The sequence below is a fragment of the Nocardia sp. NPDC058497 genome, from assembly GCF_042720195.1.
In the GTDB taxonomy this organism is placed as follows: Bacteria; Actinomycetota; Actinomycetes; order Mycobacteriales; family Mycobacteriaceae; genus Nocardia.
The window spans coordinates 1-10122 of the sequence record NZ_JBHXMY010000163.1 but is presented as its reverse complement, the minus strand read 5'-3'; the positions used below and the strand labels follow the sequence as shown (position 1 = coordinate 10122).

Annotated in this window: 12 protein-coding genes, 2 pseudogenes and 1 riboswitch; of the genes and pseudogenes, 6 read left to right on the top strand and 8 right to left on the bottom strand. The window is 69.2% G+C overall.

Features of this window, described 5'->3' with window-relative positions; translation table 11 throughout:
- Positions 1–92: 92 nt before the first annotated feature.
- Both ACFWPJ_RS13785 and ACFWPJ_RS13780 read left to right on the top strand, forming a co-directional pair.
- Positions 93–146, top strand: a pseudogene (locus ACFWPJ_RS13785) (Fic family protein); the annotation flags it as partial.
- Entirely contained in the window at positions 147–599 is a 453-nt protein-coding gene (locus tag ACFWPJ_RS13780) for a Fic family protein (protein WP_378850825.1), read from the top strand.
- A gap of 3 nt (positions 600–602) precedes the next feature.
- Here the strand turns inward: ACFWPJ_RS13780 and ACFWPJ_RS13775 are convergent, their stop codons facing one another.
- Both ACFWPJ_RS13775 and ACFWPJ_RS13770 read right to left on the bottom strand, forming a co-directional pair.
- Positions 603–1187 carry a DUF2867 domain-containing protein gene (locus ACFWPJ_RS13775; protein WP_378850818.1) on the bottom strand — a complete coding sequence of 195 codons (585 nt, stop codon included), beginning with the start codon at positions 1185–1187 and terminating at the stop codon, positions 603–605.
- 164 nt (positions 1188–1351) lie between these two features.
- A pseudogene (locus ACFWPJ_RS13770) lies at positions 1352–1578 on the bottom strand (ABC transporter substrate-binding protein); the annotation flags it as partial.
- 15 nt (positions 1579–1593) lie between these two features.
- A riboswitch (SAM riboswitch) is annotated at positions 1594–1688 on the bottom strand.
- A gap of 212 nt (positions 1689–1900) precedes the next feature.
- Here ACFWPJ_RS13770 and ACFWPJ_RS13765 point away from each other — a divergent pair.
- Complete coding sequence (locus ACFWPJ_RS13765) at positions 1901–2599, top strand: hypothetical protein (RefSeq protein WP_378850815.1); 699 nt, start codon at positions 1901–1903, stop codon at positions 2597–2599.
- A gap of 78 nt (positions 2600–2677) precedes the next feature.
- On the opposite strand, the gene ACFWPJ_RS13760 is transcribed toward ACFWPJ_RS13765, so the two are convergent.
- On the bottom strand, positions 2678–3061 hold the full coding sequence (locus ACFWPJ_RS13760) for a hypothetical protein (RefSeq protein ID WP_378850813.1): 384 nt from the start codon (positions 3059–3061) through the stop codon (positions 2678–2680).
- A 188-nt stretch (positions 3062–3249) separates the two neighbouring features.
- On the opposite strand from ACFWPJ_RS13760, the gene ACFWPJ_RS13755 reads away from it, so the two are divergent.
- A complete protein-coding gene (locus ACFWPJ_RS13755) occupies positions 3250–3813 on the top strand; it encodes a hypothetical protein (RefSeq protein ID WP_378850810.1) in 564 nt (187 codons plus the stop codon).
- A 95-nt stretch (positions 3814–3908) separates the two neighbouring features.
- Here ACFWPJ_RS13755 and ACFWPJ_RS13750 read toward each other — a convergent pair whose 3' ends face one another.
- The 5 genes from ACFWPJ_RS13750 to ACFWPJ_RS13730 all read right to left on the bottom strand — a co-directional run bounded on the left by ACFWPJ_RS13750 (position 3909) and on the right by ACFWPJ_RS13730 (position 9018).
- A complete protein-coding gene (locus tag ACFWPJ_RS13750; RefSeq protein WP_378850807.1) occupies positions 3909–5081 on the bottom strand; it encodes a glycosyltransferase in 1173 nt (390 codons plus the stop codon).
- Between the two features lies 1 nt (position 5082).
- Positions 5083–5829 (bottom strand): LppM family (lipo)protein, encoded by a 747-nt coding sequence (locus ACFWPJ_RS13745; RefSeq protein ID WP_378850822.1) that lies wholly within the window; start codon positions 5827–5829, stop codon positions 5083–5085.
- 125 nt (positions 5830–5954) lie between these two features.
- Positions 5955–6815, bottom strand: a complete 861-nt coding sequence (locus ACFWPJ_RS13740) for a carotenoid biosynthesis protein (RefSeq protein WP_378850804.1) — start codon at positions 6813–6815, stop codon at positions 5955–5957.
- The gene (locus ACFWPJ_RS13735) at positions 6812–8389 is read right to left on the bottom strand and encodes a phytoene desaturase family protein (RefSeq protein ID WP_378850802.1); all 1578 of its coding nucleotides are present in this window, start codon (positions 8387–8389) and stop codon (positions 6812–6814) included. Before ACFWPJ_RS13735 ends, ACFWPJ_RS13740 begins: the two co-directional genes overlap by 4 nt.
- Entirely contained in the window at positions 8386–9018 is a 633-nt protein-coding gene (locus ACFWPJ_RS13730; RefSeq protein WP_378850799.1) for a GNAT family N-acetyltransferase, read from the bottom strand. Before ACFWPJ_RS13730 ends, ACFWPJ_RS13735 begins: the two co-directional genes overlap by 4 nt.
- Before the next feature lie 116 nt (positions 9019–9134).
- On the opposite strand from ACFWPJ_RS13730, the gene ACFWPJ_RS13725 reads away from it, so the two are divergent.
- Positions 9135–9584 carry an SAV_6107 family HEPN domain-containing protein gene (locus tag ACFWPJ_RS13725; protein WP_378850797.1) on the top strand — a complete coding sequence of 150 codons (450 nt, stop codon included), beginning with the start codon at positions 9135–9137 and terminating at the stop codon, positions 9582–9584.
- 125 nt (positions 9585–9709) lie between these two features.
- Positions 9710–10122 (top strand): DUF3040 domain-containing protein (locus tag ACFWPJ_RS13720; protein WP_378850794.1); only part of this gene is annotated, 413 nt, incomplete at its 3' end.

The window sequence follows — 10122 nt, the reverse complement described above, 5'->3', positions numbered from 1 at the left end:
GGAGGTTTCTTTTTTCTTCACATATTTTTTGGATTGGGGTGGGCAACGGCCCCCCGCGGGTGGCCACCGCGGTTGTCCAATAACAATTCGAGGCTATCCAACCCTTCATCGACGGCAACGGCCGGATCGGCCGGTTGCTCGCTGTGATGCTGCTCGTCGAATGGGGACTGCTGCCCGGCCCGCTGCTCGATCTCTCGTCCTATATCGAGCCACGGCGGGAACGGTATTACGAAGGCTTGCTCCGTGTTTCGACCGACGGCGACTGGCTGGGCTGGTTCGAGTTCTTTCTCGAGGTCATCGAAGAGCAAGCCCGCGACAGTCTCGCCCGTGCGGTGCGCCTTGACGCGCTGCGTACCGAACTCCGGCTGCGGGTTGCCCGAGCCAGATCGTCCGGATTGCTCCCGATCCTGGTCGACGAGCTGTTCCGCTCGCCGATCATCAGCATCGCGATCGCGATGAACGCGCTCGACGTCACCCACCGTGCCGCCACGCTGAATGTGGAAAAGCTTGTGGAGGCAGGCATTCTCGTCGAAGTCACCCGCGGCCGCACGCGCTTCTTCGCGGCCCCTGACGTGCTCGCGGTGATGAACGGCACCTGAGGGTCAGCGGGTGGCGAGGTCGTTCCAGGTTCGTTCCCAACTCCGGGTCATCGCCGGGTAGACGATCAGGTACCGGAACGGCTTGATGAACGCCATGTAGGCGCGGCCGAACAGGCCGTTCGGCTTCACCAGCACCGCCATCTGCAGGTGGTAGCCCGGACCCGTCTCGTCGGGCACCCAGCCCAGGTGCATGACGCCATGCATGGTGCCGTTGGCGATCTCGGCGGCGTACTCGTCGTCGAGGACATACACGCTGGTGAACGGACTGTCCGTGTCGTCGGGGCACGGTGTGTCACGCAGATTGGCAGGCAGCCGGTCCACCAGCGATTCCACCCTGCTCCCGGTCCCGGCCGACTCCCGATCCCACCCGAACATCTCGCCCAGCTTCCACCGGATCTTGAACAGCAGCCCGCTGATCCCCGAGTCGTCGGACGCCCTCGCCGCCTGCAACGCCGCGAGCAACGCGGGAAAGTCGTCCGCCCTGCCACCGGGCGTCCGGAACCGCCACACGTCTTCGACATCGAAATCCCCGGCGATCTCGTGGATGCGCCACGGTCGACCGGTATGTGCCGCTGCGGGAAGCCGCATGAGAGAACCCCTATCCGTACGGATGCGTATGGAGAAGAGGCTACCCCTGTTATACGCCTACGTATAGAGGCGACTCGTGTGACAAAGGAAGGCTTGACACATCGGTTGCGGCGAGGCGGGTTCAGGCCGCGCGGGCGGCGCGGACTCCCCACGCCTCGGCCAGGAGGGTCCTGATCGGTCAGCGAGTCGACGATCTGGCGGGCGACGTAGATGGACTGGTTCGAGCCCGCCTGCGCCGGATCCGAGCACGACGGCGCCTGCGACAGGCCGTGCCGCAGCGTGGACCGCCCTGCCCACCCGAGCCCGCGCTGTCGCTGCCGCACGCGACCACGGAGGTGGCGACGGCGAGAACGCCGGCGACGGCGGCGAGACGAGGACGGGGACCGATCACGGGGTGCACTTTTTTCCTCCATCGAACCCGGCGGAAGCACCCACACCCGGGGAACGGGCGGGTTGCTGCGACGTCATCGAGCCAGGTCTCTCGGTCGCTCTGGATGGTTGCGACCGGCCGCGGGGGCCGGTACCGAATCAGCATGTGGCACTGCCGGGATCCTTCACAACGGTAAGGATCAGCGTGAGCGCAGAGCTTGGAACGAAGGGCGCGCTCGGGCACACTGTGCGACGCGCCGACGGCTCGGTGCCACTTCACCTGCGCGGATTGCGCCCGGACCCGGAGTAGCGTCGGATGTCTTCGCGTCCATGAGGAGTACGCCGTGACCGAGCCGCGTCGTTCCACCACACTGACCACGCTGGCGGCCTGTGCCGCCGCGCTGCTGCTGACCGCGCCCACCGCGGCGGCAGCACCAGAGGTAACCAGGGATGCGCCGGCGACGCAGAAGGCGGGCACCGGCGACCTGTTCGGCGCGTATCGGACCGTCGTCGACACCCTCGAAGCGCTCGGCGTCCAGCCGTTCCTGTATCCGACGGTCGCCGCGAACTGCGCCGGGGACGACCTCGGCCTGGTCCCCGCCGTCGCGGGTGCGGTCCCCGGCCCGTGGCCGGCCAATACCGTCCAGATCCCCGGCCTCGACCTCACCGCCGTGAAATCCGGCCAGACGATATTCACCTTCCTGCCCTACGGCCTGTCCCCGGACACCGCCACCACCAAAACCTCCGGCATGCAGGTCGCCTGGCTCAACATCAGCACCGGCCGCGGCGGCCTGGCCTCGATGGGCTCGATCACCGACATCGTCCGCGCGATGGTCCCGCCCGAGGTCCCCGTCGAACTGCGCCCCCTCGCCGAAACCGCCATCCGCGACTTCCTGTTCACCGCCATCCCCGTCGGCGGCGTACGCGCAGTCCCCGTAGACACCGGCCACGGCACCGTCCTGGCCGCCGTCTTCGGCACCACCGACAACGCAGGCCGCTCCTGCTTCTTCTTCCCGACCATCGGAATTACCGAAGTCCCCTGAACATCCAACGAGCCAACCTGTGCGCCGAAACAGTTAGCTGCATAGCAGAACCCATTGGGCTTCTCGGAACTCAGCGGTTCAATCCGAGGACCCGGCTCGCCGTATTGTGACCTGGTCACCGCTGTCGTCGACGACGTGGCCGGGGCTACCGAAAGGCGAGACGGGTTCGCGGGTTGTCGCATCAGATTCTGATGCAAAGTGCCCGAGCACGGGGACGGTCCCATGGAAAACCGTGGTGCTCAACCCCAGTATGCCGGGGCCGCCGCACGCGTGCACTGGTGTGACCCAGGGCGTCGCTGACGTGACGATCCCGACCGGAGCGCCCGCCAATTGTTCATCGGCGACAACAAGATTGACGCCAGGGCTCGGCGCGGGCTCTGCCGACGCGACGCCGCTCGCGAAGACAACCATCGGCGTGATCGCCGCTGCAGCGACCGCCGCGCGCATTACAGACTTCTTCATGTCTTTCTCCTTTCACTGGATCGGCGTTCGCTGCCGATACACCACGTCGGCCGAATTCGGTCGACTGGATCCAGTGTCAGGTTGCCCCCTGGTCCACCACATCCGTGCTAACACGGAACTGGCCGAAGCCCTGGGCAACGAGGCGAGAGCTGGTCGGCTCGCACCCGCGGTCCCGTAGGGTCGCTACGGTGGGTAGCGGTGGCCGTTACGAGGCATACGAAGTTGACCTATGGGGACGACTAGCTGCGCTGTTGCCTTCTGCCGAGGACAGCGAGAACTTTCGCGACTGCCGAGAGACTGGTCAGCAGGAAGCCGGACTGTGGATCTTGCTGCAACGGCTTCTCGAGCACCGGGTTCCTATCAGCGACCGAACGCGCGCCGAGATCGAAATGCTTGCCGAACAGTGGGGCGAGCGGCTGGCCCGCCATGACGAAATCATCGCGTGTGTAAGGGATTCCGATGAGGAAGGTTCCATCCGACTGCTGCCGGATGATCGCTCGACACCGGTCGACCCGGCCCAAGCCGGAATGAGGGACTCTATTCTGACCGGCCTGCTCGTTGTCCCGTGGCTCGAATGCCTGCGATGTGCGCGGGTGCTCGCCCGAGTCCACGCGCAGGAACCATGGGGAGATTTGCGGTATCTGGCATCCCATTACGTCGTCTGGCATCACACCGCGCCGGACGACGAACACGAGATCTTCGACGATCACGACCTGCACAGCGCCTTCGAATTGCTACTGAGCTGCGAGTGATCCGGCCAAAGCCCTGAACTCGGCACGCCCTGATCACCCTTGACATCGAGTCGGACGGCTACGAGCTCGATTTCGTCGCAGGCGACCATCGACTGTCAGGCGCGCTGTGCGGTAACGGTTTCCGGGGCGACGAGGGGGCGTTGCTTCCAGTGGAGTCTGCCGGTGCGGTGGCGGTGGTGCGAGCGCGTCCACAGGGTTAGGTAGTGGGCAACGCCCAAGGGATGGGCCACTGCTGAGGTGACGTCGGCGGGGGATGGTGCGCGGCGGGTTTCGGTGCTGCGGGCGGCGAGTCGGCCCGCTACCGCGGCCAGGTAGCCGAGCAGGCCGGCGCGGCGGGTTCGGCCTCGGCCGCAGAGGGCGGCGAGTGGGGGGATCCAATAGGCAAGGGCTGCAAGGGCTCCGATTGCGGCGCCCGCGTCGATCCGGCCGCCGTAGGCCGACCAGAGCCAGCGGGTGTAGCCGTTGGTGAGCTCGCCTGCGCCGGTGTACATCCGGGTGCTCGCTGCCGGACCGGCCGTCACCAGGGCGGTGCCATGGCCTGCTCGGCGTAGAGCTCTGGCCAGGTCGAGGTCCTCGGTGGCGCTGGCGGCGACGGCCGCGTGACCGCCGCCCGCGCGATAGGCCTCGGCGTCTACGGCGAGGAACTGACCGCACGCGACCGCGGTCGACGGGCGCAGGCTGTGGTTGGCCGGGCCGAGGGGCAGAGTCGAGGCCCAGGACCACGCGAGCAGGGGCTGGACCAGGCGTTCGGTGGTCGATCCGGCCTCCTGGACCGGCCAGGCCGATACCAGACCGGTTGCGCGCCTGCGCAATTCGGTGACGGCGGCGGCGACGGCGTGTGGGGCGAGGCGGACGTCGGCGTCGACGAAGACCAGAGCCGCCGCGTCGGTGCGGGCGGCGAGGCGGGCGCAGGCGGCGGCCTTGCCCGTCCAGCCGGGGGCGGGGTGGGCGGCCGAGCGGAGCACGGTGAAGCGGTCGTCGTCGTCGATCGCGGCGAGTGCGGCCTCGTAGGTGTTGTCGGTGGAGGCGTCGTCGAGGATGAGTACGCGCAGGCGCGGTACGCCGGTCTGGGCGCGCAGGTCGGCGATCAGATCGGGCAGGCGGTCGGCTTCGTCGCGGGCGGGCACGCACACCGTCACGGGTTCGATCACGCCGGCGACCCGGCGCGGCAGGGTGCGCAACGTGACCAGGTTGTAGGCGGCGGTGGTCGCGCCCAGCGCGGCCAGACCGGTGCCTGCCCAGGTCAGGTAGCGGACCGCCGCGCCCATGTCAGCGGCCCAGCCTGCGGCTGGTGATATCGCGCCACATCTCCTGTGGCGAGAAACCGCCGCGCGGCGCGTTCGGCGGGCCGGGATTGCGGTCGCGGAACGCCAGGCCCGCGACGAGCGCGGCCACGGCGAGGGTGATGCCGCCGACGATGCCGGCCCAGCCGGCGAACGAGCGCGTGTTCGGGTCGGCGTACTTCACCTCGGCGCGCAGGGTCGAGACCTCACCGGCGGGCAGCTTCCACGACACGGTGCTGTCGCCCTCGCGGGTGCCGTTGGTCTTGGCGACGCGCGCCGGGAACGCGATGGAGAACTGCACGTCAGAGCCGTTCGGCGGCACCGACTCCAGGTCGACGCGTCCGTTGAGGCTCACCAGGTCGCCGTTGCGCTGGAACTCCAGGGTGAACATGCCCTGGGTCTGATCCGACAGGCCGCCGAGCTGGCCGACCTCGCCGAAGGACAGGTCGTCGAAGAATACCTGGGTGCCGACGTACCCGTCCTGGTTGTAGTTCTCGACGCGGACCTTGGCCGCCAGCGCATCGGGCGCCTCGAGCTGCGGACCCTTGTCGTCGGGGCCGGTCGGCACGACGGCGGCGACGATCCGCCCCGACACCCGGTCGTTGGATGACACGCCCATCGACACCTGCACCCGCAGGCACCCGGCCAGCGCGGGCACCAGCAGCGCCAGCAGGACGGCGACGGCCGCGACGCGCCGCGCGGGCCCATGACGACGCGGCGAAGGAGTGGGCATGTCGGCGACGAGACTCGGCTGCACGGTTGACATCGTGCCAGGCTCGGGCCCGAGAACACACACGACGGGCCCACCGGGTCGCGCCGACCCGCGCCGAACAGGCATTTCGCCCACGATTCCGGCCCTCAGCTCGTGCGGTCCGCTGCTGTGTCGCGCGATCGGGCGCGCAGCAGGAGCGGTATCCCGAGCGGCGCCAGGCCGAGGAAACCCCAGACCGCGGAGGCGGGCAGACCGAGGAAGACAGCGTGCGCGAGCGTCGAGCCGAGCCAGGTCCACCCGAACACGGCCACCGGGACCGCCACCGACGGGTCACGGGCAGGCGGCACCAGCCGGTCCAGGACGGTGAGCAGCAGCGCCATCACCGCGGCGACCAGCGCCCAGCCGAGGTAGTTGGTGTACGGAATGTGCGGGAGACCGGGCAGCCCCGCGTCGGTGACCTGCCAGGTCCACTGGCCGTCGGCCACCATCTGCGGATCGAGGAACAGATCCCAGCCGACCGCGCCAACGACGAACAGCCCGGCGCGCCCCGCGGCCGACCCGATGCTCGCGTCCCGATGCACGATCAGCCCCGCGACGATCCAGATCGGGTAGAGCCCGCCGGTCCAAGCCAGCGGGACCACCAGCGGAACCTCGGCGAGCGCGGGCCCGATCCGGTCGACGGCATAGGCATAGTCACCGAACGGGAACCCGGTAGCCGTGCCGATGACCTCGGCGGTGAGGCCGAGACCCGAGACGATGACGAAGAACCCGGTGGCCCAGACCCATCCGCGGGTCGTCGCCGCGTGCAGGAGGGCGGTCGCCGCCGAGAGCACCACGACGACGATCGTGATCCGATCGCGGATCGTGCCCGCACTCAACGGATAGGCGATCTGCACCAGTACCAGCAGAATCGCGGTGGCGGTCGGCAGCGCACGCTGTGGATCGGCGCGCAGCCATCGAGTGAACGCCTCGACGCAGCGACCCGACCGGTTCGCAAGTGACCTCATCGTCTGCGCGGCAACGAGAGCCGGCGGGTTCGGCGATCGCCGAGGGCCAGCCGCGCGGCGCTGCGACCACTGGCACCGGACACTCCACCGCCGGGATGGGTGGACGCGCCAGTCAGATACAGGCCCGGAGCTCCCGGTACCCGCTGACCCGACAGCTCGGGCAGCGGCCGCCACAGCATCATCTGGTCGAGCGACATCTCGACGTGCATGACATTGCCGCCGCGCAGCCCCATCTCGCGTTCGAGATCGACCGGGGTCTGCACGAACCGCTGCCGTACCGAGGACGCGAATCCCGGTGCGTATCGGTCGACCTCGGCGATGATCCGATCCGCCTCGCGCTCGGCGTGTGCTGCCCAGTCGCTGCCGTCGGCGAGCTCGTAAGGATGCCACTGCGCCCACAGCGATAGCTGATGTTCGCCGGGCGGCGCGATGGTGGGGTCGAGGGCGCTGAAACTCATCGCCAGCACCACCGGCCGCGGCGGCAGCGAACCGGCCAGTGCCGCGCCGTGGGCCAGGCGCAGCTGATTCCGGTCCGAGACGAGGAACTGCAGGCCACGGGCGGATTCGGCGGGGGAGGCGCCGGGGTATTCCGGTAGCCGGTCGGTGGCCAGACGCACCACCATGCCGATGCCGGGTCCGACCCGGATCCGGCGCTGCCAGTCGTCGAGGGTGTCGGCGTCGAAACCGCCCGCGCGCAGCAGATCCAGGGTGGCCAGGATGTGGGAGCCGGCGATCACGGTGTCGGCGTGGAGGTTTCGGCCCGATTCGGTCGACACCTGCCAGCCGCTGCCGGTGCGGCCCAGCGCGGTGACGGCGTCACCGGTGTGCATTTCGCCGCCGTCGGATCGCAGCCGGGCGATCAGGGCGGCGCTGAGCGCCCCACTTCCCCCCACGGCCCGGCCCGGCGGCAGGGTGTGCATGAGCGCGGCGAAACCGGCCATCGGCGCTGAGCCGGGTTCCGACATCGGTGGGCCCGACTGCGCACCGAACCAGGCCAGCGACGCCTTGAGCCGTTCGTCGTCGAACCAGTAGTCCAGCAGGGCGTCACCGGACTGCAGGAACTCCCGCGACAGCGCGCTGCCGCCGTCGCGCGCGTCCAGTCCCCAGAACGAGCGCAGCAGCCTGCCCAGTGTGGGCGGACCACCGAAGGACCGCATCACCCGCGCGCTGCGCTCACCCCACACCGCGACGAAACGGCGATAGGCGTCGGCGTCGCGCGCACCGCAGGCCGCGGCGATCGACGCGCAGGTCAGATCCAGATCACGATGGAAGACGATCGGCGGGCGCACGCCGTCGGACGGCGTGAAACCCCATGGATCGCAGTCGATGTAGCGCAGCCCGAATCGCGCGAGCTCGAGCTCCTCGATGATCCCGGTGTGCCGGATCATGATGTGCGCCGAGGACCCGCGATCCACCAGATGACCCGGGAACCGCTCGACGGTCGACACCGCGCCGCCGGGCACCTCGTCGCGCTCGAGCACCTGCACCCGCTGCCCGGCTCGCGCCAGATAGCAGGCGGCGACCAGCGCGTTGTGCCCAGAACCGACGACGACCGTCGTTCCCGTCGACCTCACGCTCGGCTGCCGGACGCGGGCAGCGGCAGCCGCCGCCCCAGGATGGCGAACGGCCTGGTGTCGCCCGCGAACACGAAATTGCGGATCACATCGGTGAATCCGGCCCGCCGGTACAACCGCCACGCCCGGTTGGCCTCCTCGGGCACCTCCGGCGTCGACAGCAGCACGGCCGCCTCCGGCCGGTCCGCCAGCAGCCGCTCGAGCAGCGTCGACCCGATCCCGCGACCCTGCGCGGTGGGGTGTACGTGCAGTTCGGTGAGCTCGAAATAGTCGGCGAGCAGGTCGCGGGCGGCCGCTTCCGGCCAGCCGCACCGGCGCATTCCGGTGTGCACCTGCTGATGCCACCACTGCCGCGGTGCGCCGCTGTAGCCATAGGCGATCGCGACGATCGGGGCGGTGCGCAGGTCGACCGAGCCCGAGTCGTCGGGGAGCAGGGCGGCGACGGCGCGCCAGCCGGCGCGGGTGGTGTGTTCGTTCCACATCGGCGCGCGGTGGTGTTCGGTGCCGCGGGGATAGTCCATCGCGGCGACATACACCGAGAGGGCGTCGTGCAGGCGCGACCGCAGGGCGGCGACGGTGAGGTCGACGACGACGGGTGCGGGGGTGTGATTCGGCTTGACGGCTGTCATGGCTCTCGTCGATGGCGCGCAGGCGCGGAAGTTGTCGGTGGGTGTCCCTATATTCAATCTCAATTCAAACGTTCGAATGGTTGTTCGATCTGTGCGAGGGGCGAAAGGGGCAGCAGATGGCTGGTCGCAACGATGGTCGGGAGCACGCGGGGCACGACGGTCGCGCGGGCGGGCTGCTACGTCAGGCCGACGCCTTGCTCACCGATTCGGCCTGGGAGCACGAGCCGGGCGAGCGATTCCGCACCGCCTACCTGGCCGCCTTGCGCGCAGCGGGCGCGATGATCGCGCTCACCGGCGCCGACCGGGCGCCGCGGGCCAGGTCGCGCAGCGCGTGGGTATTGCTGAGACGCGCGACACCCGAGTTCGCCATGTGGGCGGATTACTTCGAGGCGCATTCGCAGCTGCGGGCCGATCTGGAGGCCGGATTGGACCGCGCGGTCACCGACACCCGGGCCGACGAGTTCTGTTCACGGGTCGGCGCATTCCTCTACGACGTCGACGATGCGCTGGTCGCCGCGGCCAAGACACGCCCGCAGCCGAGTCGCGACCGGGACATGACCGCTTAGTTATCACCGAGTAGGTGGTACGGCTTCGATCGAACTCGTATCATGGGGAGCAGATAGCCGCCAAGGTCGGCTACCCGTCGCCTACCCGGAGGCGACCAGCCACGCCTAGTGCCGGGGGAGGTACCGTGCCACTCTCCGAGCACGAGCAGCGCATGCTCGAACAGATCGAGAGCGCTCTCTATGCTGAGGATCCGAAGTTCGCCTCGTCCGTCCGCGGCGGACGACTTCGCTCCACGTCGAGTCGACGCAGACTGCAGGCCGCGGCGTTGTTCGCCATCGGCCTGTTCCTTCTCGTCGCCGGCATCGCCGCCCCGTTCAAGCCGGGCGGTTTCCCGATCATCAGTCTCGTCGGATTCATCGCCATGTTCGGTGCGGGTGTCCTGCTCATGATCGGCAACTCGCGCAGGTCCGCTCGTCCGGACTCGACCGAGACTCCCGCCGCGGGCAGCAGTGGCCCGTCGGGTGGCTCGACCGGGCGCGGTGGCCGCCCCCGCAAGTCGGGCGGCTTCTCCGAGCGGATGGAGGACCGGTTCCGCCG

Coding starts and splice junctions, on each gene's coding strand:
- ACFWPJ_RS13750 (WP_378850807.1), bottom strand. CDS start 5,081: ATGGGCGCGGCGGTCCGCTACCTGACCTGGGCAGGCACCGGTCTGGCC.
- ACFWPJ_RS13775 (WP_378850818.1), bottom strand. CDS start 1,187: ATGCGGCTTCCCGCAGCGGCACATACCGGTCGACCGTGGCGCATCCAC.
- ACFWPJ_RS13740 (WP_378850804.1), bottom strand. CDS start 6,815: ATGAGGTCACTTGCGAACCGGTCGGGTCGCTGCGTCGAGGCGTTCACT.
- ACFWPJ_RS13725 (WP_378850797.1), top strand. CDS start 9,135: ATGGCTGGTCGCAACGATGGTCGGGAGCACGCGGGGCACGACGGTCGC.
- ACFWPJ_RS13730 (WP_378850799.1), bottom strand. CDS start 9,018: ATGACAGCCGTCAAGCCGAATCACACCCCCGCACCCGTCGTCGTCGAC.
- ACFWPJ_RS13745 (WP_378850822.1), bottom strand. CDS start 5,829: ATGCCCACTCCTTCGCCGCGTCGTCATGGGCCCGCGCGGCGCGTCGCG.
- ACFWPJ_RS13780 (WP_378850825.1), top strand. CDS start 147: ATGCTGCTCGTCGAATGGGGACTGCTGCCCGGCCCGCTGCTCGATCTC.
- ACFWPJ_RS13760 (WP_378850813.1), bottom strand. CDS start 3,061: ATGAAGAAGTCTGTAATGCGCGCGGCGGTCGCTGCAGCGGCGATCACG.